Origin of the sequence: Aeromonas salmonicida, assembly GCF_028355655.1 — a bacterium.
GTDB classification, from domain to species: domain Bacteria; phylum Pseudomonadota; class Gammaproteobacteria; order Enterobacterales; family Aeromonadaceae; genus Aeromonas; species Aeromonas salmonicida.
This window is the reverse complement of record NZ_CP110645.1, coordinates 4289311-4314785: the sequence shown is the minus strand read 5'-3', so window position 1 is coordinate 4314785 and position 25475 is coordinate 4289311. Positions and strand designations below refer to the sequence as shown.

Below are 25475 nucleotides of genomic sequence, written 5' to 3'. Positions count from 1 at the left end.
GTCACAGACCCGCAGTGGTGAGCTGGGTATCATGGCCTAAAGGGTGGCGCGCTCTGCGCCAGCAACACCACAGCGGGAAGATAACAATGAAACAAGGACGTTTGCGCTATGGCGGCCTGCTCGGGGCCGCCTTGTTCCTGACGGCGTGCGGCAGCGGGGGCGGTGGCTCCAGCAGCGAGGCTCAGCCCCCCGTGGTCAATCCACCGGTGACCTCGGCCAGCCGCGCCTGTTACGGCAATGACCAGGCCGCCTGCAACCTGAGAACCTATCAGGTGATGGTGGAGTCTTTCGTCGATGGCGACAGCGCCGCCAACTATGGCGTCGGTTATGGCCCCTCCGGGCACAACGGCGATCTGCAAGGGATCATCGACAGCCTGGATCACATCAAGAGCCTCAACGTCAACGCCATCTGGCTCACCCCTGTATTTGACTCCTGCGCGGGTCAGGGGGGGGATGACAAACTGGATGCTACCGGCTACTTCGCCTGTGATTTTTTCACCGTGGATCCCAACTTTGGCAGCAATGCCCAGCTCAAACAGCTGGTGGATGCGGCGCACCAGCGCGGCCTTTACGTCTTTCTCGATGGCGTGTTCGGTCACGTCAACAAGGTGGGAGTGAGCAAGCCGTCGCCAGCGGGGCGTCAGCCTGCGCTCAAGAGCGGGGGGGCCGGTTATCCCGGTCAGCTGGTGGATTACAGCCAACCCGAGAGCCTCGCCTACTTCAAGGAGGTGGCGCGTTACTGGGTCGAACAGTATGGCATCGACGGCTGGCGACTGGATCAGGCCTATCAGCTGGGGCTGGACGAATGGCGTGCCATTCGCGGCGAGGTCGAACAGGCCAGTGCGGCACGCAAGGCGGCGGGCCAGCAGTGGGGCACCCTGGGCTACATGGTGGGTGAGGTATGGAAGAGTGCTGACGAGATCCGGGCCCAGGCTTATGGCCCGAGCGACAAGCCGGCGCTCTCCTCGGCATTCGACTTCCCGCTGCGCTACGGCATAGTACAGGCGCTGGCGGTGGAGGAGTCCGGCAAGGGCGGGCAGGGGGCCAGCGTGCTGGATGCCAGCTGGAACAAGGTGGAGAGCTATCCGGGCCACGCCATGCCCAATCTGATGCTGGGCAACCACGATTTGGTACGCTTCGGTGACCTGCTGGAGCGGGGAAATTTCAATCCGGCGGACTACTGGCAGCGCCACAAGGCGGCCTTCAGCTTCCTCGCGGCCCGCTCAGGCCCCATCACCCTCTATTACGGCGAGGAGTTTGGCGACGAGGTACCGGGCTTTGCCAAGCAGGTGAGCGGCGACTGCGCGGCGCAGGGACTCTGTGACGATCACGTGGCCCGCAGCGATGGCAAGGTGCCCGGTGTCACCGGTTTCGTGCCGAGCAGCGATCAGGCCGAACTCAAGCAGTGGCTCAGCCAGTTGCTGGCGATGCGCGCCATGCATCCCGCCCTCTATCAGGGGGAGCGAGTCAAGCTGGTGGCCGATGGCAGCGTTTATGGCGACATCAAACAGACGGCGGCAGAGCAGATTGTCTACCTGCTCAACGTCTCCACCACGCCTCAAAGCTATGCCCTGCCGGTCGGCAAACTGCGCAGTGGCAGTGCCCTGGTGGATCTGCAAAGCGGCGAGAGTCTGGCGCTGGGTGGCAGCAGCGTGACGGTGGACTTGCCACCGCTGAGCGGCCGCTTCCTGCTGTTGCAATAAGGCTGGCGAGTAACAACAAGGGCTCCAGTTTGGAGCCCTTGTTCATTGTGGTGGGTTACTTCTCGATACCGCTGCCAAGCTCGTCCTGATGGGTATTGGTGGCAGGCGCATGGCTATTGCCGTGGCGCCAGCTCTCCAGCCGGTTGTGCACCCCGCGGCGCAGACTCTTGAAGCTGGTCTCGAGATAATCCACCCCCACCAGAATGGCCAGGGTGACGCCGGTGAGCAGCACGGCCTGGTGCAGCATCTCCATGCCGATGAGGGCGCCGAGTGCCGCCAGCATCCAGACGGTCGCAGCCGAGGTGACGCCCAGTACCTGACCATCCCGGGTCATCATGACGCCGGCGCCGAGAAAGCCGATCCCCGTGATGAGTTGACCCAGCACCCGTGCCTGATCGGCTCCCTGGGGGCTGACGGCGGCACCGATGGCGAGAAAGCAGTAAGTGCCGAGAATGATGAGCGAGGAGGTGCGGATCCCGACCGGCTTGCCGCGCAGTTGCCGCTCCAGCCCCACCAGGGTGCCGCATACCAGGCAGGCCAGGATGTTCTCCCAGCCAAGGGGCGCTATGTCCCACCAATCCGCTGTCATCATAATCACCTCTGCTGTCGATGCTTGTTATCCTGCCGCGCTTTGCCCCCGGTTTTCCAGCCGTTGCCGGAAGGCCCTGGCCAGGCGCTCGTAGAGGTCCTTTGCCTCTCTGTCCTCAATATCGCCACGTATCCAGGGATTGTCGATGATTTCCAGCAGCACGCAGTCGCGCCCCTGCTGGCGCAGGTCGACCCCGAACAGGCTGTTGCCAAGCTGATGCACGGCGCGGCGGGCCGTTTGCAGCACTCGCTCCGGTACCTCGGTGAGCGGCAGTGCCTCTATCCGGCTCATGTCGAGGGGGTGTTTGCGGCGGCGGATGCGGTTGCCGGGTTCCGGGCGGTAGCGGCGACAGGCGAACAACGGCGAGCCGTCGAGAAAGCCGATGCGCCAGTCAAATTCGGCAGGGATCCGGCTTTGCACCAGCAGCAGGGCGGAGCGACCCAGTCCCTCGTCCAACAGGCGGGCGAGCTGCTGTTCATCGCTGGCCATGGCGAGATCCCGCCCCTGGGCACCGTCGGGCACTTTTACCATCAACGGCAGGCCGAGCCGCTGCACCAGCTCGTCCACCTGGTGGCGACCACGGCGTGTGACCACCATGGTGGGCGGCATGGGCACGCCGCTGCGCACCATCAGCTCGTAGAGATAGAGCTTGTTGCTGCAGGCGAGGATGGCGCGGGAGCTGTCGATCACCGGCATCTTGAGCTGCTCGGCGCGGCGGGCAAATTCGAAGGTGTAGTGGCCGACGGCGGTTTCTGCCCGCAGCCAGAGGGTGTCGAACTCCGGCAGCCGCTCTATGGCGGAGGGGGCAAGTATCTCGGCCTGGATCCCCTGTGCAGCGGCCGCCTTGATGAAGCGGTCGAGGGCCAGGGCATCGCTGCTGGCGCGGCCATCATCGGGATCCACCAGGATGGCGAGCTGGTAGAGCGGCGCCGCATGCTCCCCATCCCCGGCGCCAACCAGCGCCTGGGCATGGTGCAGCATCAGTGCCTTCTCGCTCTGGCTCAGATCCAGCGGAGACAGACTTTGTTGCTGGCGCACCGACCAGCCGTGCCGACCGCGTTTGAGGGTCAGCTCCTGCAGCGGCAACTGGCTCAGGCCGTAGTAGTAGCGGGCCAGCCCCGCCAGCTCGCTCTGTTCGCTCTGACCGAAGATGGCGCGCACCCGAATGCGATCCTCGCTCTGCTGGGCCAGCCAGCCCTGCACCTTGCGCCACAGCTTGGCCGGCGGCTGCTGGGGTTGCAACACGCTGATGGCTTGCAATCCCGGCAGACAGTGATGGCCCCTGGCCTGCGCCAGCAGGGAGCAGTAGTAGCCCGCGCTCAGGTGCTCCAGATCGCGGCAGAGGTTGATGATGCGGGGTCTGCCGCCCGTGGTAGGCACGCCGTGTTGCAGGTAGGTGCGGGCGGTCAGCAGATAATCGGCATGGCAAGGCCAGTCGCCCAGCTCTTCGACGATGACATAGGTACTCATAGTTCTTCGGCTCCACAGATCAGACTGCCTTGAATGGCAGTATCCCCAGTGGGCTTCGATGCACCGACAAGCACGACAATGGCGCGAGGGGAAACAAGAGGTTACAGTGCCTAATATTCTGCTTTGGTAACTTGTGATACAAGTCGCATTTCTGGTGCTGAAGATAAATAACCGAACAAGGACTCCCTGTGTTGACCGTGCGCGCGGCCCGAACCGATGATTTGGGCGCCATCGTTAAGCTGGAACGCTACTGCTTTCCCCCCGAAGTCGCCTTTGGCCGCAGCCGCTGGCACTATCTGCTCACCCACGCCAAGGGGCGCACCCTGCTGCTGCTGGATGAGACGTCGCAGCTGATGGGATATCTCAGCCTGCTGGAGCACAGAGGGTGGGATCGGCTGGTGATCCAGACCCTCGCCATCCGCTGGACCATTCGTCGTCAGGGCTGGGCCCGCCGTCTGCTGGAGCAGGTGATCCGGGAGGGGCGCGAAGCTGGCTGGGGGGCTGTGCGCCTCGAGGTGGGCGATGCCAATGAAGAGGCGCTTGCCCTCTATCAGGCGCTGGGATTCAAGGCTCAGCAGAGGTTGCCGGATTACTATGGCCGAGACCAGCATGCTCACCGGCTGGTGTTGTCACTCATTGGTGACGAGGAGCGTCAGCTGCGCGGTCTGGCCCGCAAGCACCGCATAGGCGGTAAAGCAGCCTTGCAACACGGCAAGGCGGGCTGCTCAGGATGAGTTGTGAAGACTGCCTTGCCACCGCCATCAAGGCCAAGCTGGGGCGCTGCCCTGTCTGCGCCATCCAGACGTTTGTCATCGGCCTGATCGGCTGGCTGGTGTGGTGGTGGTGTGGTGCCGACACCTCGGTCAATGCCCTCACCGGCCTGCTGTTCGCGCTGGGAGGCTCAGGCCTGTTCCTGCTCCATCTGGTGGTATTTGTCTGGCGCAAGGTGACCGCGCGTGAATTGAGCGATGAATGAATCAGATTGGATTCAAACACATAAATAACAATATCTGTGTAGATATGGAGGTTCAGATGATTGCAATGGTAACGGGTGCTTCGTCCGGCTTTGGGGAGGCCATCAGCCGTCAGCTGGTGAACGCGGGTTACAGGGTGATAGGCACAGGCCGACGTGCTGAACGTCTGGCTGCCTTGGGCGATGAGCTGGGTGACAGCTTCCTGCCGCTGGTATTCGACGTGCAGGACAAGACGGCGACTCAAGCCGCCATCGCTGGCCTGCCGGCTGCCTGGCAAGAAGTGGATCTGCTGGTCAACAACGCCGGTCTGGCGCTGGGGCTGGAACCCGCCCACAAGGCGGATCTGGAAGATTGGGAGCAGATGATAGCCACCAATATCAGCGGTTTGACCCTGCTCACCCGATTGCTGCTGCCGGGCATGGTGGCGCGCAATCGCGGCCACGTGGTCAACATAGGCTCCATCGCAGGCACCTACCCCTATCCGGGCGGCAACGTCTACGGCGCCACCAAGGCATTCGTGAAACAGTTCAGCTTGAACCTGCGCGCCGACCTGGCGGGCACCGCTATCCGCGTCACCAACGTGGAGCCGGGTCTGTGTGGCGGCACCGAGTTCTCCAACGTGCGCTTCCACGGTGACGACGTCAAAGCCGCTACCGTCTATCAGGGGGTGCAGGCTATTCAGCCGGAAGACATCGCCAATACAGTGCTCTGGGTCAGCCAGCAGCCTGCCCACGTCAACATCAACAGCATAGAGATAATGCCGGTGGCCCAGACTTTTGGTCCGCTCCATATCAGCCGTGGCTGAGTTCCCTGCTTGATGAAATGAAAGAGGCACCCCGGGGTGCCTCTTCTGTTTTCCGAGTCGGTCAGAGGCTCATGATCTTCTTGAACTCCTCCTCCGAGTACTTCTTCTCCGTGCTCTTGGTGAGATCCGTCATCAGCTTGTAGCGCAACTCTTTGGCCATCTGGTAGGTCTGCTCCAGCTGGCCGTAGGAGTAGTCGGCGGCCAGCCCGAGCGCGGTGGCCTTATCGTTGGCGTAGGTCTGCTTGAGGGTCTTGTCGAGCACCGCCACTTCCTTGTAGAGCTTGGCGCTCTCCTTGCTCCAGACGCCCCGCAGCAGCGGCAGATATTTGTCCGGATTGGTGTTGGCCAGCGCTGTCAGGCTGCGGAACTGCCAGTAGGCGGAGTCATCGGAGTAGCTGTCGCTGCCGATGCGATAGGGCAGAGGGTAGGATTCCAGCGGGCTGTAGAGCGGCACCATCACAGATTCGGCCAACACGCCGTAGCTCTGCCAGATGAGCCCCTGCAGCTCCTTGGGCATCTTCTTGCGCAGCTGGATCACGTGGGATTCGAGCTGACGATCGATGCGGATCGGTCGCTCCGCCTTGCCAGCGAGCTGCGTGCCCTCATAGGTGGCGCTCAGCACCTTGGCCACGTCCGGCACGGCGATAGGGGCGTCAGGCTTCATGAACAGCGGATATTGCGCCTGCCGGGTGGCTTGCTGGTGGGAGGCGGTCAGCATTTGTTGGCCGAGCCACTCCCGATCCACGTTGTAGGGGTCGGCAATGACCCCGAATGCCTTGGCGAAGTTGAAGTCCTTGGGGTCGGCGTTATCCAGCAGCTTGTGCTCGCGCACGAACTCCAGCAGCTTGGGCGAGTGCAGCACATCGGCGCTGTCTAGATTGACGCCGTGGATGCGCAGGCCGTTGGCCACCATGGCGTAGCTGTCGTCCGGCACCCGCACCGCGATCCAGTGGTGGCCGGAGCCTATCTCCATCAGCCAGGCCTCGTTCACATCCGCCAGATAGAGGCTGTTGCCCTCACCGGCGCCATATTGCTCCACATAGCGGCCAAGCAGCTCGACCCCCTCTTTGGCCGTTTTGGCCTGCGGCAGGATCAGGGTCGGGATGATGGCCTCGATGACCCCCTTCTCGATCAGCGGATCCGCCTTCTGGGCCTTGTCGTTGACCTCGGCACTGGTGGTGGCCGAGAGGGCGACGTTGAACTCGTTGATGCCGCGCTCTTCATAATATTTGCCTGCCGGGTCGCTGGTGGTGGCGTCCCAGTCACGAATGGCGGAGTAGGCGAGGAAGGCCTTGGGCATGGGCACTTCCAGCCCGTTGCCCAGCTTCCAGCTCTTGCCCTCGTTCTGCTGGGCGGGCCGGAAGGCCAGGTACTTGTTCCAGTTGTTGACGCCAAAATCCTCGTTTCTGGCGATCATCACGCTGCCATCCGCGCTGGCGCCCTTGCCGACGACAAGGCCGGTGCAGGCGTCGGCGCTGGTGCCAAGCAGGGTGAGCAGGGTGGCGGAGAGGAGACTCAAGGTGTGTTTTTTCATGGGATTGCCCGAAGCGTAACTGTGAGTGAAAGTCAGGCGGTGGGATGGGATGCGCGCTGCCGCAGGCCGATGGCGGCATGGAAGTATGCCGGTGGATTGGTCTGCCGATCATTGATGTCGCAAACATTTCATCCATAACACTGCTTGCTGGTTCTATCGTGCGCCAAAATTGTAGGCTTCTGCAGTTGTTTGTTTTGTGATCTACGCGCTAATCCTTGGCTTTCTCTGGCAGAGGCGTTCGAGTGTAGAGAGATGTGCCGCAATATCATGACGGGGTGGCGCAGGAGTCATGATTCTGACGCCCGGCTTGCTACGAGCAATGGGCGTGGCGCCAGCCTGAGTGCGGGATTTGGCCCCATCTGGAAAGTTGGCCTGTAACTTGCTGGTTTAATTGACAATGGTGGGGCCTGGCGCCCCATGTTATCGAATCAGCCAAAGCGTCATGCCGGATCGGCATACAGATTGGAGTCCCCATGGATATCAAACCCTACAGCCAGCAATTTGCCCAGAGTGCGTCCAACTCCCGCGCCCTCGCCACCCTCAGCGGTGCCGACAGTGGTCAGGGTGGCGGCTGGGAGGAGTTGGTCAACCTCTCCTCCCAGCGACTGACCAGCAAGGCGCAGCAGGCGCTCACCTATGAGCATCTGGCCAAGAACAGCAAGCTGCCGCCCGCGCTGGACATGAACTCGGACAAGGGTGGCATGATGCAGCAGCTGGTGGACAAGGCGCTTGGGTTTGATCGCAAGAAGTTCAACGAGATAGAGGAGAAGCTCAAGGCGATCGCCGACAACAGGCAGCTGACCCCCGAAGAGCGCGAGCAGCAGAGCAAGGCCTTGAACGAGCAGAAGGAGACCATGCTGCAAGATGCCATGGATCGCCTCACCGGCAAGAAGAGCGAGCCAAAGGAAGAGACCAAGACTACCTGAGTGATTGCCTGCACGACTCGAACGGCAATCCATGGTCATCGGGGGCAAGGTGTTGCCTCGGGTAATGACGCTGCCTTTCCCATGTGGAAAGGATGATGACATCACAATGAGAAAGGGAGGGGTGATGTCCCTCCCTTTTTGACGGGCTCTTGGGGCTGCTGCCTTCCCGGCCCCATTTCTGCTCCGGCGCTATGTCTTCTCAGGCGCTATTTCTTCTCGGGTACTATTTTTTCTCGGGCACAATGCCGATACCCACCGCCTGGGTCTGGACAGCCTTGATCTGATCCCCTTTGGCGATCAGGGCAAATTGCGCCGGGTTATGCACCTTGACCACCAGGGTGTGATCCACCCCTTTGACCGTGACCGTCTGCTGCGCCTTGTCGACGTCGATGACGTCCCCATACAGTGTGACCTTGACCCCCACCCCGGCCCCCGGCTTCTGGCCAGCGGCGGCCTTGTCCGCATCTACCTCGACGACGCGCTGTCTGATGCCAGCCGTGCCCTTGAGCAGTTCCAGATCCAGCATCTGCAGGTATTTCAGTACCACCGTATCGCCAACCTTGAGGTTTTGCAGGTTGGTGACCTGTTCACCGGCGACTATGTCGAACGCTTCACCGGCGTCATTTTTCAGGCTGACCTTGCGGCTCGCCATGTCGATGGCAGTCACCGTCGCCTGGGCAGTCACGGCTTCAACCAGACTGGCCTTGCCCGGGGCGGTCGCGACTTCGGTGACCACCTCGGCGGCTTGCACCAGGCAGGTCGAGAGGGAGAGCAGACCGGCAATCCATGCATGCTTCAATTTCATGTTTCAGACCTTATGACGGGAAATGAGGATGAAAGGAGGTGGGCATGCAGGCCCGGATGGCACATGGCACCGCCTTCCTGACAGACCATAGCAGAGCCGCGCCTGACCAACCTGCTGGACTCGAACGCAATGCGTGTTTTGATAGCCGGCTCCCGTTTTTTGACCTGCCGGAGCCACGGGCGCACAATCCCCTTGCATGCATTCAACCGAGGGCTTTGCCGTGTACAACTTCCAATATGCCAATCCCACCCGGGTCTGTTTTGGTGACGGCCAGATAGCCACGCTGCCCGACCTGATCCCGGCAGGCAGTCGCCTGCTGGTGCTCTACGGCGGTGGCAGCATCAAGAAAAACGGCGTCTATGACCAGTTGACCCAGGCGTTGGCGGGGAGGGATTGGCAGGCGTTTTCAGGCATAGGGGCCAACCCCCAGTACGATCAGCTGATGGAGGCGGTGGCGCTGGTCAAGCGCGAGCGCATCGACTTCCTGCTGGCGGTCGGCGGCGGATCCGTGGTGGACGGCACCAAGTTCGTGGCCGCGGCGGCCTGCTTCGAGGGGGGGGATCCCTGGGAGATACTGCTGCACAAGGCGCCCGTCAAGGCGGCCTTGCCGCTGGGCTGCGTGCTGACCCTGCCCGCCACCGGCTCGGAGAGCAATCCCGCCGCTGTGGTGAGCCGGGGGGAGGCCAAGCTCTCCTTCATGAATCCGCTGGTGCAACCTGTGTTTGCCGTGCTCGATCCCACCACCACCTACAGCCTGCCCACCCGCCAGATCGGCAATGGGGTGGTGGATGCCTTCGTCCACATCATTGAGCAGTACCTCACCTTCCCTGTGGGGGGCGAGGTACAGGACCGGCTGGCGGAAGGCTTGCTGCAGGTGCTGGTGGATAACGGCCCCAAAGCCCTGGTGGATCCCACCCATTATCAGGTGCGCGCCAACCTGATGTGGGCCGCCAGCCTGGCGCTCAATGGTCTCATCGGCCGCGGCGTGCCGCAGGACTGGTCCACCCACGCCATCGGCCACCAGCTCACCGCGCTGCACGGGCTGGATCATGCCCAGAGCCTGGCGGTGGTACTGCCCTCCCTGCTGCGTGAGCAGGCGGCCCAGAAGCAGGAGAAGCTGGCCCAGTTCGCCGAACGGGTCTGGCATTCGAGCCGGGAGGACAAGGCGCTGCGCATCGAGGAGGCGATCATCCGCACCGAGCAGTTCTTCCAGCAGATGGGGGTGGGCACCCGTCTCGCCGACTACGGTCTGAGCGAGAGCTGCATCCCAGGTATCTGCTCCAACCTCAAGCGTTTCGGCCTGACCGCGCTCGGGGAGCAGCAGGACATAGATCCGGACAAGGTAGCCAGGATCCTTTCACATGCCCTTTAAGTCTGGGGTGCCAGCTTCGGGCGAAGGAGAGAGCCGGGCAATATAGTAGCGAGGGTCCTTTCCCAGGCGCTCTGAGCATTTGGCTGACGAGCTGAAAAGAAAACGCCCCGATTGTCGGGGCGTTTTGCATTCAGGGGTGAGGCGCTGAGGGCAGAGGATCAGGCGCCCAGATCCAGCTCACGCTCCAGTGTCGCGGCCTTCTGGCGGGCCGGATGGGTATTGAGACGTTCCCAGTAGGTTTGCAGGTGCGGGAAGTGTGCCAGCTGGCCGCCCTGGGCCAGCAGATCCACCAGGAAGGAGTTCATGATGTCGGCGCCGGAGAGACGGTCCCCCACCAGATAGTGGCGGCTTGCCAGCACCTGGTTCAGATAACCCAGCACCTTGGCGCACTCCGCTTTGGCGTAGTCCGGCAGGAAGCGCATCGGGCTGCCATCCTTGCGCACGAACATGTCGAGCAGCAGCGGCAGTATGCCGGAGCTCTCGGCAAAGTGGATCCACTGCAGGTATTCGGGGTAGTCGGGGCTATCCTGAGCTGGCGCCAGCCGCTCGGGGGCGTGGCGGGCAATCAGGTACTCTGTGATGGCGCCGGATTCCGCCAGCACGCGTCCTTCCAGCTCGATGACAGGCGACTTGCCGAGGGGGTGGATAGCTTTCAGCTCGGGCGGCGCCAGAAAGGTAGTGGCATCGCGCTGGTAGGCCTTGATCTGGTAGGGCAAGCCCAGCTCTTCGAGCAGCCAGATGATGCGTTGGGAGCGGGATTTGTTCAGGTGGTGCAGGATTATCATTGGAACCTCGATTCGGTGGCAGGAGTCGGTATACGCGTCGGCGAGGTGACTGGTTCACCGGCATGGAGAAATCAAGAGAGCGGGCAGTGCCCGCTCTCTCGTTGGCTGACTCAGGCCTCCAGCGCCTGATCCAGATCCGCCAATATGTCCTCGATCGCTTCTATCCCCACAGACAAGCGGATCATCTCCGGCTTGACCCCAGCCCTGACCTGTTCCTCCTCGCTCAGCTGGCGATGGGTGGTGGAGGCGGGGTGGCAAGCCAGCGACTTGGCGTCGCCGATATTGACCAGCCGCTTGAAGATCTTGAGCGCATCGTAGAAGCGCACCCCGGCCTCATAGCCCTCCTTCAAGCCAAACGAGAGGATGGCCGACGGCCGGCCCCCCATGTATTTCTCCGCCAGCAGGTAGTGGGGATGTCCCGGCAGACCGGCGTAGCTGACCCAGGCTACCTTGGGATGATGCTTGAGGTGGTGGGCGACCTGAAGGGCGTTGTCCACGTGGCGCTCCATGCGCAGGCTCAGGGTTTCAAGCCCCTGCAGCAGCAGGAAGGCGTTCATGGGTGCCAGCGCCGCGCCGGTATTGCGCAAGGGCACTGTGCGTACCCGACCGATAAAGGCAGCCGGGCCAAAAGCCTCGGTATAGACCACACCGTGGTAGGAGGGCTCGGGCTGGGTGAGCTGGGGGAAGCGTTCGGCGTGATCCGCCCAGGGGAACTTGCCCGAGTCGACCACCACGCCACCCAGCGAGTTGCCGTGGCCGCCGACATATTTGGTCAGGCTGTGCACCACGATATCGGCGCCGTGTTCTATGGGTTTGCACAGCACAGGGGTGGCGACAGTGTTGTCGACGATGAGCGGCACGCCACGGGCGTGGGCCACCTTGGCGAAGGCTGCCAGATCGACGATGTTGCCCGCCGGGTTGCCTATGCTCTCGCAATAGACTGCCTTGGTCTTGTCGTCGATGAGGGCGGCGATGGCTTCGGCGCTGTCATCTTTGGCGAAGCGCACCTCGACCCCGAAGCTCGGCAGCATATGGGCGAACAGTGTGTAGGTGCCGCCATAGAGCTGGGGCGTGGAGACTATGTTGTCACCGGCGGCGGTCAGCGCCTGGATGGCGTAGGTGATGGCGGCGGAACCCGCCGAGACCACCAGCCCGGCGATGCCCCCTTCCAGCGCGGCCATCCGCTGTTCCAGCACATCGTTGGTGGGATTCATGATGCGGGTATAGATGTTGCCCGGCACCGCCAGATTGAACAGGTCCGCCCCGTGCTGGGCGCTGTCGAACTCGTAGGCTACCGTCTGGTAGATGGGCACGGCGACCGCCTTGGTAGTGGGATCGCTGGAAAAGCCGTGGTGCAGGGCCAGGGTCGCATCTTTCATCACACACTCCTTGTTGTATGTTGCTTGTCGCAGTGACAGCTGGGCAGTTATAGATGGATAGACGTCCAATCTATCAGGCTCAGCGGCGATGTAAACCACCCAATCCGGTAAAGCAATGGCATCCGCTGGCGATGGGCCTCGCCTTTGAGCAACCGGGGCTGCACTCAGAGGCGGCGACGATACTCCTTGTCATCGATCTGGTGCATGTCCCACTGCATCAGGCGGTTGAGCTGGCTCATGGGATCCTCGATCAGGGTCAGCGGGCGAGGCAGGATCCGCTTGAAGTAGCGACGCAGGGTTTGCTGGATCCGGTTCGGTTTGGGGGCGCTTTGCTGGTTCATGATGATGCTCCTGTGCTGTGGCTCTCATGTTCATCAGCAGTATTGAGCTAAAATGAGGAAGTAAAAACTGATGACTTATAGCAACAGGATTTCCTCTTTTATGCCGACCAGTCGCCTCTATCAGCAGTTTCAACGACTCGCCCAGCAGCTTGGCTGCGATGAGCGGGAGGCAAGTCTCGCCGAAGTGGCGGACCTGCTCTGCTGCACCCCGCGCAACGCCCGCCTGCTGCTGCGGCGGATGCAGGATCAGGGCTGGCTCAGCTGGTCAGCCGAGGCGGGCAGGGGACGGCGCTCCCGGCTCACCCTGCTCGACAGCCAGGAGAGTCTGACCCGGCGCCGGCTGCGGGATCTGTTGAGTCAGGGCCAGCTTGCCCAGGCGGTGCGGCTGGCGGAAGGTCGGCTGGATCTGCTCACCCCGCTGCTGATCGAGCAGCTCGGCCAGGCCACCCGGGAGGGGCGCCAGATCCTGCGGGTGCCCTACTATCGGCCGCTGCCCCAGCTGCTGCCCACGGATCCGCTGCGTCGCTCCGAAATTCACCTGAGCCGGCAGATCTTCAACGGTCTCACCCGACGAAATGAGGAAAATGGGGAAATCGAAGGAGATCTGGCCCACCACTGGGAGTGTCTGGGGCCCTGCCACTGGCGCTTCTATCTGAGGCCGGTGGTGCGCTTTCACCACGGTCGCGAGCTGGTGGTAGAAGATGTGATGGAGAGTCTGCTGGCACTGCGGGATCGTCCCCTGTTCGCCCATCTGGTTCGGCTGGAGAGCCCCTGGCCACGCACTCTGGATATGTATCTCGACAGCCCGGATCCTCTGCTTCCCCATCTGCTGGCCGAACCGGTGGCGACCATATTGCCGCGGGAGCTCAAGGGGGAGGCGGGCTTTGCCCTGCAGCCGGTGGGCACGGGCCCCTACAAGGTGACCGCCAACGATCCCCTCCACCTTTGTCTGGAGGCGTTTGACGACTACTTCGGTCTGCGTGCCCTGCTCGACGAGATCGACATCTGGATGCTGCCGGAGCTGGCGGAGCGGCTGGAGACCCACCTGCAGCTGGGACGTGACAGCCCTGAACTGGGCAGCATGCGCGGTGAATCCGAGCTTGAATCCGGCTGCTACTTCCTGCTGCAGGACGACAGATCCGTATCCTTGCAGGATCCCGCCCTGCGTCACTGGCTGGCCCAGCTGCTCAACCCCATCGCCCTGATGGCACGAGTCGCCCCCGAGTTGCAGCGGGGCTGGACCAGTGCGCTGGGTCTGTTACCCCACTGGCGCGAGGCCCTGCCTGCGTCATTGCCAACGCCGGAGCAACTGCCGGCGCGGCTGGTGCTGGCCTGTTTCAATCAGCATCTTGAGTTCAACGAGTGTGCCGGTGCCATGGCCAGCCTGCTGGCAGAACAGGGGATCCGGCTGGAGGTTCGCACTCTGGATTACGGCCGCTGGGTGAGCGGGATGGATGAGGATGTGGATCTCTGGCTCGGCACCCTCAATCTGGAGCACGAGCATGCCTTCGCCCCCTACGCCTGGCTGCTGGGCACCCCGCTGTTGCACAAGGTGTGGGCCAGCCAGCATGCTTTGTGGCAGGGCCTGACCCGGTGGCGTGCCAGCGGTGAGGAGCCGGGCCCGCGCGCCCTGCTGGCCCGGGTGCAGCAACAGGGCTGGTTCGTGCCCCTGTTCCACCACTGGCTGGAGCTGGAGAGCCGGGTCGGTGTGCACGGGGTGCGCATGACGGCCCTCGGCTGGTTTGATTTTCGCAGTGCCTGGCTTCGCCCCGAGTAAGGACGATGCTTATGTGGCGGGTTGAACCTGTCTCGCCTCACCTTGTACCTGCAAGGTGCTCTTCCGGCAGATCGCCATCCTGTTTTAATTGCCGTTTTTACTATGGGTCGGCGGGTCGCAGTTCATTGGACATTCAATTCCAAAGTGCCATGCTGGTTCAGGTTATGGAAAGCAGAGCAAATGAGGAAAAAGATGAGCAACAATTCAGAACGTTCCCAAGGAAAATGCCCGGTCATGCACGGTGGTACCACCTCCGGCGAGCAAGCCAACATGGCGTGGTGGCCGAAGAGCCTCAACCTCGACATTCTCCATCAGCACGACACCAAGACCAATCCGCTGGGGCCCGGTTTCAATTACCGGGAAGAGCTCAAGAAGCTCGACATGGCCGCCCTCAAGCAGGATGTGACCGCCCTGATGACCGACAGCCAGGATTGGTGGCCGGCAGACTGGGGCCACTACGGCGGCCTGATGATCCGCATGGCCTGGCACTCGGCCGGTACCTACCGTATCGCCGATGGCCGTGGTGGTGGCAGTACCGGCAATCAGCGTTTTGCTCCGCTCAACTCCTGGCCTGACAACGCCAACCTGGACAAGGCCCGGCGTCTGCTGTGGCCCATCAAGAAAAAGTACGGCAACAAGATCAGCTGGGCCGATCTGATCATTCTGGCCGGCACCGTGGCTTATGAGTCCATGGGGCTCAAGACGTTCGGCTTCGCCTTCGGCCGCGAGGATATCTGGCACCCCGAGAAAGACATCTATTGGGGCGCGGAGAAGGAGTGGCTGGCACCGAGCAGCAAGCCCGGTGGCCGTTACTCTGGCGAGCGGGATCTGGACAACCCGCTGGCAGCAGTGATGATGGGGCTCATCTACGTCAACCCGGAAGGGGTCGACGGCAATCCTGATCCTCTGAAAACCGCCAAGGACATGCGGGTCACCTTTGCCCGCATGGCGATGGATGACGAAGAGACGGTCGCCCTGACGGCCGGGGGGCACACGGTAGGCAAATGTCACGGCAATGGGGATGCCAGGCTGCTCGGGCCCGAGCCGGAAGGTGCCGCTGTCGAGGATCAGGGGCAGGGCTGGCTCAACAAGACCCAGCGCGGCATTGGTCGCAATGCGGTGACCAGCGGCATTGAAGGGGCCTGGACCACCCACCCCACCCGTTGGGATAACGGTTACTTCTATCTGCTGTTCAACTACGAGTGGGAACTGAAAAAGAGCCCGGCCGGTGCCTGGCAGTGGGAGCCCGTCAATATACGGGAAGAGGACAAGCCGGTGGATGTGGAAGATCCTGCCATTCGCCGCAACCCCATCATGACAGACGCCGACATGGCGCTGAAGTTCGATCCCGAGTACCGCAAGATCGCCGAGCGTTTCCGCGCTGATCCGGCGGCCTTCTCCGATGCCTTTGCCCGCGCCTGGTTCAAGCTGACCCACAGGGATCTGGGGCCGAAAAGCCGCTATGTGGGGCCTTATGTGCCGGCTGAAGATCTGATCTGGCAGGATCCTGTGCCTGCCGGGCGTACCGATTATGACGTGGCTGCGGTGAAGGCCAGCATTGCCGCAAGTGGCCTTTCCATCAGCGACATGGTCAGTACCGCCTGGGACAGCGCCCGTACTTTCCGGGGCTCGGATTTGCGTGGCGGTGCCAACGGTGCCCGTATCCGGCTGGCCCCGCAGAAGGAGTGGGAAGGCAATGAACCAGCCAGACTGGCGCGGGTACTCAAGGTGCTGGAGCCCATCGCCGCCGCCAGCCAGATCAGCGTGGCGGATGTGATAGTGCTGGCGGGTAACCTGGGTGTTGAGCTGGCGGCCAGGGCCGCCGGGGTCGAGGTGACAGTTCCCTTCAGTCCGGGTCGCGGTGATGCCAGTCAGGCCCAGACCGATGTGGCGTCGTTCGACGTGCTTGAGCCGCTGGCCGACGGTTACCGCAACTGGTTGAAGAAGGACTATGCGGTCACGGCGGAGGAGCTGATGCTGGATCGTACCCAGCTGATGGGGCTGACGGCCCATGAGATGACGGTACTGGTGGGTGGCATGCGGGTGCTCGGCACCAACCATGGCGGCACCCGGCATGGTGTCTTTACCGAGAGGGAAGGGGCCTTGACCAACGACTACTTCGTCAACCTCACCGACATGGCCAACACCTGGCACCCGTCGGGAGATCGTCTGTATGAAGTGCGCGATCGCAAGAGCGGCAAGGTGAAATGGACGGCGACCCGGATCGATCTGGTGTTCGGCTCCAACTCGGTACTGCGTGCCTACGCCGAGGTCTATGCCCAGGATGACAACAAGGAGAAGTTCGTCTGCGATTTCATCAGTGCCTGGAACAAGGTGATGAATGCGGACCGCTTTGATCTGATGAGTTAAGGCTGACCCGACGGCCCCGCACACCCGGGTGTGCGGGGTATTTTTTTGTCCTGAGCCAAGGCTTGCCAGGGGTTGCGACAGAGATTGGCCAGTACCGGGGAGCAGTGCAGCCCCTGTCCTTTTGGACTGGATATCAGGTAACATCTTGATTCATTGATGATGGCTAGCTGCCAAGCCCCTGCTGACAAGGAGTCGCCCATGCTGGAAATGCAGATCCAACCCCGTTTTCAAGAGACAGATGCCCTCGGCCACATCAACAATACGGTGCCGGCTGTCTGGTTCGAGGCGGCGCGGGATCCCCTGTTTCGCATCTTCTCTCCCGAGCTGGATGTGCATAACTGGCACCTGATCATCGCGGGCTATACGGTACAGTTCAAACGCGAGCTATTTTATGGTCAGCAGGTATCGATCAACACAGGGGTGCGCCGCATCGGCTCCAGCTCCTTCACGCTCTGGCAGGAAGCCTGGCAGGGCGGTGAGCTGGCCGTCACCGGCGAAACGACCCTGATCCATTTTGACTATCAGACCCGCCAATCCCTTCCCTTGAGTGACAAGCACAGGGAAGCGCTGCGGGCCTGGCTGATAGAGAGTTAACCTTGGCCTGTTGGCCTACCACAGGAAAACCATGCACAGGAACATAATGCGCAACACAGTGACTGCTCTGACACTGGGACTCTGTTCCCTACCTTCTCTGGCCGCTTCTCTTGCGGAGCAGTTCACCCTGATCGACCGGGGGGCCGAGAGCGCCCTCGATACCCGTCTGTTCAGTCATGACGGTGTGGAGATCAAGGCCTGGATCGATGGCACCCCCGTCATCATAGCCGTGCCCATCATGAACGAGCAGGGCAAGCTGCAAGGGGAGAGCCGTTACTACTTCAAGGGGGGCAAGCTGTTCGGAGTCAGAGAACCTGCCGCCCAGTTTGCCTTCGATGAGCAAGGCAAGCTGACCCACTGGCTTGACAACAAGGGACAGCCCGCCGAGTTCGTCAGCAAAATAAGCATGCAACAGCGTGAAGCCTGGCTCACCAAGCGATCTGCCGACCTGGCCAGGCTGTTTGCCATCAGCCCTGCGGAGCAGAAAGCCAGCAGTGGCAGCGTCAAGCTGAAAGGTGCCGAACTCACCCACTGGCTCTGCAACGGCAAGCTGATGGATCTGGCCAGGGGCGACAAGGTGACCTTCGAGCAGAAGACGCTCAAGGTGAGTGAATCGGGCATCGAAGGAGAGGTCTCCCTGCGCCAGGACAAGGGCTGGCAGGATCTGAACCTCAAGTGCGATGTGCAAGGCACCCAGGTGACCCGTCTCACCTGGCAGCCACTGCCTGGTGCCAACAAGCCGCAATAAGTAGGGTTGCAGCATGAAACAAGGGGGCCGTCAGGGGCCCCTTGTCGTTGTGGTCTTGGCAGCTACTGCCGAGGGCCAACAAGCGACAATGAGTGCGGTTGCAGCATGAAGCAAGAGGGCCATCGCGGCCCCCTTGTTGTTTATGGCTGTTCTTCGAGCCGCAGTCGGGTCAGTGCCTCGACCCGCCGCCACTGCTCGGCGGGAAACCAGCGCGCCAGTATCTCCTGTTGCTGCTCGGCCCGATCAAGGGCGGGCAGGGGGGTAAGCTCGGCCAGATAGCCTGCCAGCTGCTGCTCGAACCCTTGCTGACTCTGTTCCAGCTGATGTAGTCGATCCACGGCCTCTGGTCCTAGCTGCTCCAGCAGCACGGCTTCCCGCTCGGCGGGGGGTAATTGCGCCAGCGTCTGCAACTCGCCGAGCAGGCGGCTGTTGACCTCTGCTTCTCTGAACCATTGGGGCTGCTCCGTCAGCCAGAGTTCGAGTTCACCGGCCAGCATCTTCTTGTCTGCATCGCTCGCCTGGGCCAGCGCCTTGCGGCGCAGGGTCCACTGCTCCATCAGTCTGTCTTCGGCAAACAGCTGATCCTGCTCGGCCGGGGTGAAGCTCTGCTGGCGCAGTTGCTCACGCTGGTCAAACAGCTGCTGCAGGCTGGCGAGGTCCGGATCCGTCGGCACCGTCAGGCGGCCCTCCGCCGCCAGAAAAACCTGGTAGCGGGCCAGCAGTGAGGTTTCTGCGTCAACCTCGCCCTGTTCTAGGCGTTGGGCCAGCTGATGACGCAAGGCTCCCTGTTCGGGGGCGGCATTCAGACTCGGCGGCGGGTCGGGCCATAACAGGGCGGCCCCCAGCAAGAAGGCTCCGCCCAGAGGCAGGGTGAGAAGGAGGGATCGCTTCATAGCCCCAGACCCTGCAAGCGGTTGGCGTGCTGGCGGTAGAGGGTGACAGGATCGGTATCAAACAGGTGATGGATGCCAAACGACTGATTGACCTCGTCCAGATGGTTCATCCGGTAGCCGGTGCCGATCACCTTGCCGAGGTGGCTGCTGCATACCCCGACCAGGCCGTCATTGGGCTCGCTGAAAAAAGTGCTGGTGAGGGCCAGCGCAGGATCCACCGGATCCAGGACATTGGTCATGCTGCCGCGCCCGCTCCAGGAGAAGTAGTAGACGCCGTTGGCGGCGCGCAGCAGCCCTTCGCCACAATACTGGCTGGGTAGCCCCTCGGGGTAGCGCTGGTTGAAGCGCTGGGCTCCCGCACTGGTGAGCGCATCGAGGGAGGCGAGAGGATCCTGTGGCAGCTGGCTGCCACCGGAGAGCAGCGAGATGACACCAGAGAGTGCCGAGGCGGCCGCGACCGCCAGTTTCTCGGCTATCGAGCCAGGGGCTACGTTGGCACGCACCAGGTCCGCTATCTCGGAGCCATAGTTGACGCCCCCCACGCTGGTGGCGGAGGCGACCAGTTCCGGGGCGACAGAAGCGACATAACGTATGGTCGGGCTGCCGTGGGAGTGACCTATGAGGTTGACCTTGTCAGCACCCGTGATGGCGAGCACCTGCTGCACCTGCTTGAGCAACTGTTCACCGCGCAGTTCCGAGCTGTGGGTAGCCGAGACCTGCGCTACATAGACGCGGGCACCGTCCCGGGTCAGGGCCTGGGGGATACCGTAGAAGTAATCGACCCCGAGCAGCTTGTCGAAGCCGAACAATCCATGCACCAGCACCATGGGGTAACGGGTCTGGGTATAACCTGCCGCCTGACCCAGCATGGGCAGGGCGCACAGCAGCACCAATAGCCATCTTTTCATCGTCATCATCCTTGTGAAATAGGCTGTCCATCCGACAGCCACCGGCTTCATGCCAGTACCCGCCAGCATGGCCAACCCGGCCAGTTGCATCTGTGCAAGTGATCACTAAACAGACAGATTCAAAAAAGCCCTACCCATATGGGCAGGAGGGGAGAGGGCGTCAGACCGGCGAAGATCAAGTATCCCTTGTATTCGGTCACCACATAAGTTAAATAATAATTATTATCATTTGAGTGGCTGGGATCATGACAGGAACCTGGGTGAAGGGATGGGTCGGGACAACCGACTCGGACAGCAGCATGGTGCATTGGAAGCAGCAGACCCTGAGTGGCAATCGCTATTTCGATGTCGGCGAGTACGCCAAGGCACTCTCCTATTATCAGCAGGCGCTGTGGCTGGCTCGCCAGCAGTTCTCTTTCTGGCACGATGCAGACGAGGCAGTGGCTGCCCTGGTGGTGGCTCATCACAATCTGGCGGATCTGTTGATCGCCATGACGCTGCCGGACCGCGCAGCCGATCTGCTGTGCCATATCCACGATTGCCTGCTTGCTACCAGCCAGTCCCCCGCCTGTCCGAGCCCACTGCGGGCCGCGGCTCTGCGCCATACCCGCAGCACCCATACCGAGCTGATCGCCTTCGTGCGCAAGCACGGCACTCAGGATGCCATTCAGCGTTGTCTCGGTCAGTGCCTGTGCCACGCCGAGCCAGCCCATCAACTGCATTAATCACAATAAAAAGAGGTGATCATGAGCCATACCCTGCCAGACCTTTCTTACGCCTACGATGCGCTGGAACCCCACATAGACGCGCTGACCATGGAGATCCACCACAGTCGTCACCACCAGACCTACATCACCAACCTCAACGTCGCACTGGAAGCGTTCCCCGAGCTGGCCGCCCTGCCGGTGGATGAGCTGCTTGCCCGCTTCGACAGCCTGCCGGTCAAAGTGCAGGGGGCGGTGCGCAATCATGGGGGGGGCCATGCCAACCACAGCCTGTTCTGGCGGGTGATGAGCCCGCAAGGCGGCGGTGAGCCGACTGGCGAGCTGGCGGAGGCGATCCAGCGGGATCTGGGAGGGCTGGATGCTTTCAAGCAGGCTTTCACCCAGGCGGCGTTGAGCCGCTTCGGCAGCGGCTGGGCCTGGCTGGTGGTCGACAAGGAGGGTAAATTGCAGGTGGAGAGCAGTGCCAATCAGGACAGTCCCCTGATGCAGGGCCATGCGCCCATATTGGGGCTGGACGTGTGGGAGCACGCCTATTACCTCAAGTACCAGAACAAGCGTCCCGACTATATAGCCGCGTTTTACAAGGTGATCGATTGGGACGAGGTGGAGCGTCGTTACCGGCAGGCGCTGGCCTGATCTGCTAGCGTCTTGTTCCATTCACAAAAAGAGACCCGCTATCCGGCGGGTCTCTTTTTGTCTGGTCAGGGCGTTGGATTGGCGCCTGCTGAACTGGTTGCAGGCGACGAACTGGCCGATGTGGTTGCAGCCGACGAACTGGTCGCTGTGGCAGCACTGGTTGCAGGCGATGTACCAGTCGTTGCTGCTGCGCTCGTGGTCGATGCGGCACTGGTCGCCGCGGCCGAGCTGGCGGCATTGACGGCGGGAGCTGTCTTGTCGCGCGGCTGCTTGTCCTGCGTCACAGGGGGAATAGGCAGGCAGGGCTGGCTCATACCCAGGGTACTCAATGTCAGACAGGGAACCGGGCCGCCGATGACGATGGGCTCACCGAGGAATTTGGGTCCCTTGTCCAAAACATAGAGGTCGAGCAGCCCCATCAGCCGGGCAAACACCTCGCGCACCCGGGTCTTGATACCCTGATAGGCGCTGGGATCCTTGGCGTTGAAGCCGACGGCCTCGATGCCGAAGTGGCGGGCGATAAAGATGGCTCGCTCGTTGTGAAAGGCCTGCGACACCACTGTGAAATGGGCCTGACCAAACACCTCCTTGGCGCGCACTATGGAGTCCAGGGTACGAAAGCCGGCGTAGTCGCTGTAGATCACCTTGGCCGGAATGCCGGCCTGGATCAGGGCACGCCGCATCTGGCGTGGCTCGTTGTACTGGACGGTCGCGTTGTCACCGGAGACCAGTATGTAGTCCACCTTGCCATTGTTGTAGAGCTCGGCGGCGGCTTTGATCCTGTACTTGAAGTAGTGATTCGAACTGCCGCCAATCAGGTACTTGGAGGTGCCGAGCACCAGTGCGACCCTGTTGTAGGGTACCGCATCGACGTCGTCATAGGTGTAGTGGCGGGTGTCCGAGACGGTCCACTCGCTGTAGCCCAGCAGCATGGCGGCAGCTACCAGCAACAGGCAAAAGCAGGCGAGGAGGATCTTGGCAAACTTCTTCATGCGCGGTGCAGTTCGGGTCTGAAGTAGGAGGTGACAGAGGGTCATTCTATTACAAGTTGCCGCTGCGCGTCAGGCTTGATAACTGCCTATGGCGTCACTCGGGCAGAGGCTGTCGCATCTGGCTGTCTTCTAACCGCTTGATACCTCACCCATATAAAGTATTCATATAAAAACAGAGGGCAGCCGTGGCTGCCCTCTGTCGCTAACGCCTCACCCTCAGTGGGAGGAGTCGTTGGCCTTGCACTCGTCAGACTCCTTGTTGGCCTCCCACCATGGCAGCAGATCGCGGCTCAGCCAGCTCTGGTAGGCCTCGCTGTCGCTTGCTATCAGCTGATCCAGCTCGGCTTCGAAGGCGCTCATCGCCTGCTGCTGGTCCGGGTTGCGCAGGGCCTGTGCCATGGCAAGCCAGCTGGCACCACGGCCGGTCTCGTTCAGGAAGCGATGCACCGTATAGGACCAGGAGTAGACCATCTCGCCACCCTTGTCGTAATCCAGGTGCAGTATGTCGGCCAGGCTAGGTCGTTCGGCCGCCGGGCGACCCGCTACATTGTCCATGCCACGGGCGAAGCACTGACCGTGGGCGATGAACTCCGCCAGCCCTTCCGACCACCAGGTGGTGCGATTGAGCGGGTAGTGACCGAAGCTGCCGTACTGGTTGAAGCGGCCATCCAGATAGTGCACATACTCGTGGCGCAGGTTCCACACCTGGAAGGCGGGGCGCTTCCACTCAGCCTCATAGGCGAAGAAGCGGGCCTGGTTGCCGGGGCGAGCCGGATCTCCTTCGATGTAGATGCCGCCGTTGTCGGTAGAGACACCACCAAACAGGGCGCCGCCGTAGCGTTTCCAGTCGGCGGAGGAGTTGAAGATCACCAGCTCCAGTGCCTCGTTGTTGTCATCCGCCACCGGCTGCCAGCCTGTTTCCATTTGCTGATGGAACTGCTGCTCCTCGGCGCCCAGCTCGCGGCAGATGCCGTCGGCCTGATCCTGGCTCAGCTCCTGGGCCCGCAGGCGCAGGGTCGGCGAGCAGGTGTGCTCGAACGGCAGCACATCCTCCAGCCGTATCGGGGTGCAGAGACCGGCAAACTCGCCGCTGATGCAGGCTTCGCTGGTGCGATCCGTGTAGGTCAGATAGTAGGTGGAGAGGGTCAGCGACATGTCTTCCAGCAGATCCTGGCTCTGCTGGCCACCCGGGATCAGGCTGTGATGACGGATGAGATCGATGACTGAGCCATCCAGCAGGGTGCGATAGTTTTCGCTCTCGTCGGGACGGGTATAACGGGTGACCCGATAGAGGCGGGTGTAGGCATCCAGCACGTTGTTGAGCAGGAACAGATCCTTGCCATCCCGTCCTTGCCACAGCGACAGCTCGCTCATGCCGAGGGCGTGCAGCTGTTTGCGCAGCTCACCATCCTGCTGGCGGAAATCGGCGGCGAAGGCATCGCTGTAGTCACTGGCGAAGTCGAGGAAGTTGAGCAGATCGAACAGACCCGTTGCCCAGGCATGCTGACCATTGATCTCGCTGGCGTGGCGGGTGCTGTAAGCCAGCATCTGGTTGAACTGGCCGAGCAGGGTACCGAACCGGCTCTGCACCGCCGGGCTCTTGAACTGGCCATGCAGGGCGATACTCCAGGCACCCATGACGGCTCCCACCTCATCGCTGGCCTGCTCCGGATAGAGCAGCGGATGGGCACCGAGCGCAGTCAGGGCTTCAGCCAGCGCCTCGGCGGCGGCCGGGCCATCTTCCTTGTGCTTGCCGTAGTTGTGATAGTTGTGGGCGCGCACATATTCGAGCAGCAGCTTCATGGCCGGATGGGCGGGCTGATTGGCCGCCAGCAGACTCTGCATGCCCCGTGACACGGCCAGCAGCTTGGTGTCATCGTGGCCATAGTTTTCCTGCCAGACGGGAGCGGGCTGGCCGCTGGCGTCCTGCACTATCCTGGCGGCGTCAGCATCCAGCAGATCCGTGCCCGGTTGCTCCGGCTCGGAGCAGGCGCGGCCATCGGCGCGACGGCAGTCGAGCTGCTCCTCCTTGCTGGCCAGCACTATGGGGCGATTGAGCACCCGGCTCTCTTGCCACTCGTCGGTTTCCGGCAGTGTCTGCCATTCGCTGCCACCGACCGGGTATTGATAGCCGGTGTCTTTCAGTACTACCTGCACCTCGCTGCCGGCGGGCAGGGTCTGGCGGCAAACCCGATAGCTGATGGTCTTGTCCCCTTCCTGGCGGGTCTGGGGTTCATCGCACTCCTGCTGGGTTTTGGTTTCATCCAGCTGCCAGCTGTACTTGCGCCATACGTGGATCTCGCTCACCTGGCTGGCAGCCTGACTGCCTGGCACGGGTTGCAGGCGGAAGAAGATCTGCTCGAGGCGGCCATCCCGCTCGTTGGGGGTCTCTTCCAGCACGCTGAGTTGCTGCCAGTTTTGCGGCTGATATTGCCAAACCTGCTCGGCGCAGCGGCCCTGGGCGTTGAGCTCGCAGCGATCCAGCTCCTGCTCGCTGTGACCCAGTATGATGCGCTCGACCAGCGGCATACGATCCTGGCGCGGTGCGGTCGGGGTGCCGATCAATGGCTCCCAGCGGCCCTGCTCCATGCCGTAACCATAGTCATAGCTGCTGGCCGGGATGGCCTTGCCTGCCGGCACCACCTGCTCGCAGCTGAGGTAACGGATCTGCCAGCCCTGCTCAATCCTGAGCTGCGGCTCGCCGCAGACTTGCTCCGCCAGAGCACTGAGGTCGCTATCGTTCCAGTCGAAGCGGCGATAGACGCGCAGTTGCTGATAGGGGGCATCGTCATTGCGGGCGCTGAGCTCGTAGGTGACTTCGGTGACGCGATCGCTCAGCTGGCGGCTCGATTCACCGTTCAGCCGGTATGCTTGCCAGTCGGTGGGGGAGTAATTGGCCAGCGCCGAGGTGGCGAGCAGGCCCGGTGCTGCCAGAAGCAGCAACCTTGTACCCAGATTGTTCATTTTTATCCCTTTGGATGAGAGTCTGCGTGGTTATCGCGGGCAATGTACTAAGTTCCAAAAGGGTATCAACTCACCAATCAGGCCATATAAATCATTTATTTAGCATCTATCAAAACACATTGAGTCTCATTGGGGGCTGCAGTGATAGCAAGGACTCATCTGCCATCTGGGGGGGATCTAAGCCT

23 protein-coding genes are annotated in these 25475 nt (G+C 61.9%); 12 read left to right on the top strand and 11 right to left on the bottom strand.

Going from position 1 to position 25475, the window contains the following annotated elements; genetic code table 11:
* Positions 1–86: 86 nt before the first annotated feature.
* Complete coding sequence (locus ONZ54_RS20095) at positions 87–1703, top strand: alpha-amylase family protein (protein WP_271786995.1); 1617 nt, start codon at positions 87–89, stop codon at positions 1701–1703.
* A gap of 55 nt (positions 1704–1758) precedes the next feature.
* On the opposite strand, the gene ONZ54_RS20090 is transcribed toward ONZ54_RS20095, so the two are convergent.
* Positions 1759–2295, bottom strand: a complete 537-nt coding sequence (locus ONZ54_RS20090) for an MgtC/SapB family protein (RefSeq protein WP_165484177.1) — start codon at positions 2293–2295, stop codon at positions 1759–1761.
* A 24-nt stretch (positions 2296–2319) separates the two neighbouring features.
* Positions 2320–3762 (bottom strand): RimK family protein, encoded by a 1443-nt coding sequence (locus ONZ54_RS20085; protein ID WP_271786994.1) that lies wholly within the window; start codon positions 3760–3762, stop codon positions 2320–2322.
* A gap of 188 nt (positions 3763–3950) precedes the next feature.
* On the opposite strand from ONZ54_RS20085, the gene ONZ54_RS20080 reads away from it, so the two are divergent.
* The 3 genes from ONZ54_RS20080 to ONZ54_RS20070 are packed head-to-tail and all read left to right on the top strand — an operon-like array spanning position 3951 to position 5541.
* Positions 3951–4496 (top strand): GNAT family N-acetyltransferase, encoded by a 546-nt coding sequence (locus tag ONZ54_RS20080; protein WP_011899119.1) that lies wholly within the window; start codon positions 3951–3953, stop codon positions 4494–4496.
* Positions 4493–4738, top strand: a complete 246-nt coding sequence (locus tag ONZ54_RS20075; RefSeq protein WP_271786993.1) for a DUF3624 domain-containing protein — start codon at positions 4493–4495, stop codon at positions 4736–4738. Before ONZ54_RS20080 ends, ONZ54_RS20075 begins: the two co-directional genes overlap by 4 nt.
* A 56-nt stretch (positions 4739–4794) precedes the next feature.
* Positions 4795–5541: an SDR family oxidoreductase gene (locus ONZ54_RS20070; RefSeq protein WP_271786992.1), complete on the top strand. Its 747-nt coding sequence runs from the start codon at positions 4795–4797 to the stop codon at positions 5539–5541.
* Positions 5542–5602: 61 nt separating this feature from the next.
* Here the strand turns inward: ONZ54_RS20070 and ONZ54_RS20065 are convergent, their stop codons facing one another.
* On the bottom strand, positions 5603–7075 hold the full coding sequence (locus tag ONZ54_RS20065; protein WP_271786991.1) for a C69 family dipeptidase: 1473 nt from the start codon (positions 7073–7075) through the stop codon (positions 5603–5605).
* A gap of 473 nt (positions 7076–7548) precedes the next feature.
* Here ONZ54_RS20065 and ONZ54_RS20060 point away from each other — a divergent pair, with 473 nt between their 5' ends.
* Positions 7549–8001, top strand: a complete 453-nt coding sequence (locus ONZ54_RS20060; protein WP_271786990.1) for a hypothetical protein — start codon at positions 7549–7551, stop codon at positions 7999–8001.
* A gap of 223 nt (positions 8002–8224) precedes the next feature.
* Here the strand turns inward: ONZ54_RS20060 and ONZ54_RS20055 are convergent, their stop codons facing one another.
* A complete protein-coding gene (locus tag ONZ54_RS20055; RefSeq protein WP_271786989.1) occupies positions 8225–8806 on the bottom strand; it encodes a hypothetical protein in 582 nt (193 codons plus the stop codon).
* Positions 8807–9002: 196 nt separating this feature from the next.
* Between ONZ54_RS20055 and ONZ54_RS20050 the strand changes: the two genes are divergently transcribed.
* Positions 9003–10178, top strand: coding sequence for an iron-containing alcohol dehydrogenase (locus ONZ54_RS20050; RefSeq protein ID WP_271786988.1), 1176 nt, complete (start codon positions 9003–9005; stop codon positions 10176–10178).
* Positions 10179–10336: 158 nt separating this feature from the next.
* On the opposite strand, the gene ONZ54_RS20045 is transcribed toward ONZ54_RS20050, so the two are convergent.
* The 3 genes from ONZ54_RS20045 to ONZ54_RS20035 form a co-directional block, all read right to left on the bottom strand.
* Positions 10337–10963, bottom strand: coding sequence for a glutathione S-transferase family protein (locus ONZ54_RS20045; RefSeq protein ID WP_271786987.1), 627 nt, complete (start codon positions 10961–10963; stop codon positions 10337–10339).
* A 110-nt stretch (positions 10964–11073) separates the two neighbouring features.
* On the bottom strand, positions 11074–12342 hold the full coding sequence (locus tag ONZ54_RS20040; RefSeq protein ID WP_219593069.1) for an O-acetylhomoserine aminocarboxypropyltransferase/cysteine synthase family protein: 1269 nt from the start codon (positions 12340–12342) through the stop codon (positions 11074–11076).
* 164 nt (positions 12343–12506) lie between these two features.
* The gene (locus ONZ54_RS20035) at positions 12507–12683 is read right to left on the bottom strand and encodes a hypothetical protein (RefSeq protein ID WP_005316058.1); all 177 of its coding nucleotides are present in this window, start codon (positions 12681–12683) and stop codon (positions 12507–12509) included.
* Positions 12684–12783: 100 nt separating this feature from the next.
* Between ONZ54_RS20035 and sgrR the strand changes: the two genes are divergently transcribed.
* From sgrR to ONZ54_RS20015, 4 genes are all read left to right on the top strand, one after another.
* Complete coding sequence (gene sgrR / locus ONZ54_RS20030; protein ID WP_059169233.1) at positions 12784–14460, top strand: HTH-type transcriptional regulator SgrR; 1677 nt, start codon at positions 12784–12786, stop codon at positions 14458–14460.
* A gap of 192 nt (positions 14461–14652) precedes the next feature.
* Positions 14653–16830 carry a catalase/peroxidase HPI gene (katG, locus tag ONZ54_RS20025; RefSeq protein WP_271786986.1) on the top strand — a complete coding sequence of 726 codons (2178 nt, stop codon included), beginning with the start codon at positions 14653–14655 and terminating at the stop codon, positions 16828–16830.
* A gap of 198 nt (positions 16831–17028) precedes the next feature.
* Positions 17029–17424 (top strand): acyl-CoA thioesterase, encoded by a 396-nt coding sequence (locus tag ONZ54_RS20020; protein WP_005316053.1) that lies wholly within the window; start codon positions 17029–17031, stop codon positions 17422–17424.
* A 46-nt stretch (positions 17425–17470) separates the two neighbouring features.
* Positions 17471–18172, top strand: a complete 702-nt coding sequence (locus ONZ54_RS20015) for a hypothetical protein (RefSeq protein ID WP_021138976.1) — start codon at positions 17471–17473, stop codon at positions 18170–18172.
* 140 nt (positions 18173–18312) lie between these two features.
* Here ONZ54_RS20015 and ONZ54_RS20010 read toward each other — a convergent pair whose 3' ends face one another.
* Both ONZ54_RS20010 and ONZ54_RS20005 read right to left on the bottom strand, forming a co-directional pair.
* Complete coding sequence (locus ONZ54_RS20010) at positions 18313–19065, bottom strand: lipase secretion chaperone (protein WP_271786985.1); 753 nt, start codon at positions 19063–19065, stop codon at positions 18313–18315.
* On the bottom strand, positions 19062–19973 hold the full coding sequence (locus ONZ54_RS20005; protein WP_271786984.1) for a lipase family alpha/beta hydrolase: 912 nt from the start codon (positions 19971–19973) through the stop codon (positions 19062–19064). Before ONZ54_RS20005 ends, ONZ54_RS20010 begins: the two co-directional genes overlap by 4 nt.
* A 299-nt stretch (positions 19974–20272) precedes the next feature.
* On the opposite strand from ONZ54_RS20005, the gene ONZ54_RS20000 reads away from it, so the two are divergent.
* Both ONZ54_RS20000 and ONZ54_RS19995 read left to right on the top strand, forming a co-directional pair.
* Entirely contained in the window at positions 20273–20698 is a 426-nt protein-coding gene (locus ONZ54_RS20000) for a hypothetical protein (protein WP_271788311.1), read from the top strand.
* A gap of 21 nt (positions 20699–20719) precedes the next feature.
* A complete protein-coding gene (locus ONZ54_RS19995) occupies positions 20720–21334 on the top strand; it encodes a superoxide dismutase (protein ID WP_271786983.1) in 615 nt (204 codons plus the stop codon).
* A 65-nt stretch (positions 21335–21399) separates the two neighbouring features.
* Here the strand turns inward: ONZ54_RS19995 and ONZ54_RS19990 are convergent, their stop codons facing one another.
* Together ONZ54_RS19990 and ONZ54_RS19985 are read right to left on the bottom strand one after the other, a co-directional pair.
* Entirely contained in the window at positions 21400–22371 is a 972-nt protein-coding gene (locus tag ONZ54_RS19990) for a SanA/YdcF family protein (protein ID WP_271786982.1), read from the bottom strand.
* Positions 22372–22542: 171 nt separating this feature from the next.
* Positions 22543–25290, bottom strand: coding sequence for a collagenase (locus ONZ54_RS19985; RefSeq protein ID WP_271786981.1), 2748 nt, complete (start codon positions 25288–25290; stop codon positions 22543–22545).
* Positions 25291–25475: the final 185 nt, after the last annotated feature.

Coding starts and splice junctions, on each gene's coding strand:
- ONZ54_RS20090 (WP_165484177.1), bottom strand. CDS start 2,295: ATGATGACAGCGGATTGGTGGGACATAGCGCCCCTTGGCTGGGAGAAC.
- ONZ54_RS20040 (WP_219593069.1), bottom strand. CDS start 12,342: ATGAAAGATGCGACCCTGGCCCTGCACCACGGCTTTTCCAGCGATCCC.
- ONZ54_RS20045 (WP_271786987.1), bottom strand. CDS start 10,963: ATGATAATCCTGCACCACCTGAACAAATCCCGCTCCCAACGCATCATC.
- ONZ54_RS20015 (WP_021138976.1), top strand. CDS start 17,471: ATGCGCAACACAGTGACTGCTCTGACACTGGGACTCTGTTCCCTACCT.
- ONZ54_RS19985 (WP_271786981.1), bottom strand. CDS start 25,290: ATGAACAATCTGGGTACAAGGTTGCTGCTTCTGGCAGCACCGGGCCTG.
- ONZ54_RS20095 (WP_271786995.1), top strand. CDS start 87: ATGAAACAAGGACGTTTGCGCTATGGCGGCCTGCTCGGGGCCGCCTTG.
- ONZ54_RS20085 (WP_271786994.1), bottom strand. CDS start 3,762: ATGAGTACCTATGTCATCGTCGAAGAGCTGGGCGACTGGCCTTGCCAT.
- ONZ54_RS19990 (WP_271786982.1), bottom strand. CDS start 22,371: ATGACCCTCTGTCACCTCCTACTTCAGACCCGAACTGCACCGCGCATG.
- sgrR (WP_059169233.1), top strand. CDS start 12,784: ATGCCGACCAGTCGCCTCTATCAGCAGTTTCAACGACTCGCCCAGCAG.
- ONZ54_RS20035 (WP_005316058.1), bottom strand. CDS start 12,683: ATGAACCAGCAAAGCGCCCCCAAACCGAACCGGATCCAGCAAACCCTG.
- ONZ54_RS20050 (WP_271786988.1), top strand. CDS start 9,003: ATGCATTCAACCGAGGGCTTTGCCGTGTACAACTTCCAATATGCCAAT.
- ONZ54_RS20070 (WP_271786992.1), top strand. CDS start 4,795: ATGATTGCAATGGTAACGGGTGCTTCGTCCGGCTTTGGGGAGGCCATC.
- ONZ54_RS20020 (WP_005316053.1), top strand. CDS start 17,029: ATGCTGGAAATGCAGATCCAACCCCGTTTTCAAGAGACAGATGCCCTC.
- ONZ54_RS20075 (WP_271786993.1), top strand. CDS start 4,493: ATGAGTTGTGAAGACTGCCTTGCCACCGCCATCAAGGCCAAGCTGGGG.
- ONZ54_RS20065 (WP_271786991.1), bottom strand. CDS start 7,075: ATGAAAAAACACACCTTGAGTCTCCTCTCCGCCACCCTGCTCACCCTG.
- ONZ54_RS20055 (WP_271786989.1), bottom strand. CDS start 8,806: ATGAAATTGAAGCATGCATGGATTGCCGGTCTGCTCTCCCTCTCGACC.
- ONZ54_RS20010 (WP_271786985.1), bottom strand. CDS start 19,065: ATGAAGCGATCCCTCCTTCTCACCCTGCCTCTGGGCGGAGCCTTCTTG.
- ONZ54_RS20000 (WP_271788311.1), top strand. CDS start 20,273: ATGGTGCATTGGAAGCAGCAGACCCTGAGTGGCAATCGCTATTTCGAT.
- katG (WP_271786986.1), top strand. CDS start 14,653: ATGAGCAACAATTCAGAACGTTCCCAAGGAAAATGCCCGGTCATGCAC.
- ONZ54_RS20060 (WP_271786990.1), top strand. CDS start 7,549: ATGGATATCAAACCCTACAGCCAGCAATTTGCCCAGAGTGCGTCCAAC.
- ONZ54_RS20005 (WP_271786984.1), bottom strand. CDS start 19,973: ATGAAAAGATGGCTATTGGTGCTGCTGTGCGCCCTGCCCATGCTGGGT.
- ONZ54_RS19995 (WP_271786983.1), top strand. CDS start 20,720: ATGAGCCATACCCTGCCAGACCTTTCTTACGCCTACGATGCGCTGGAA.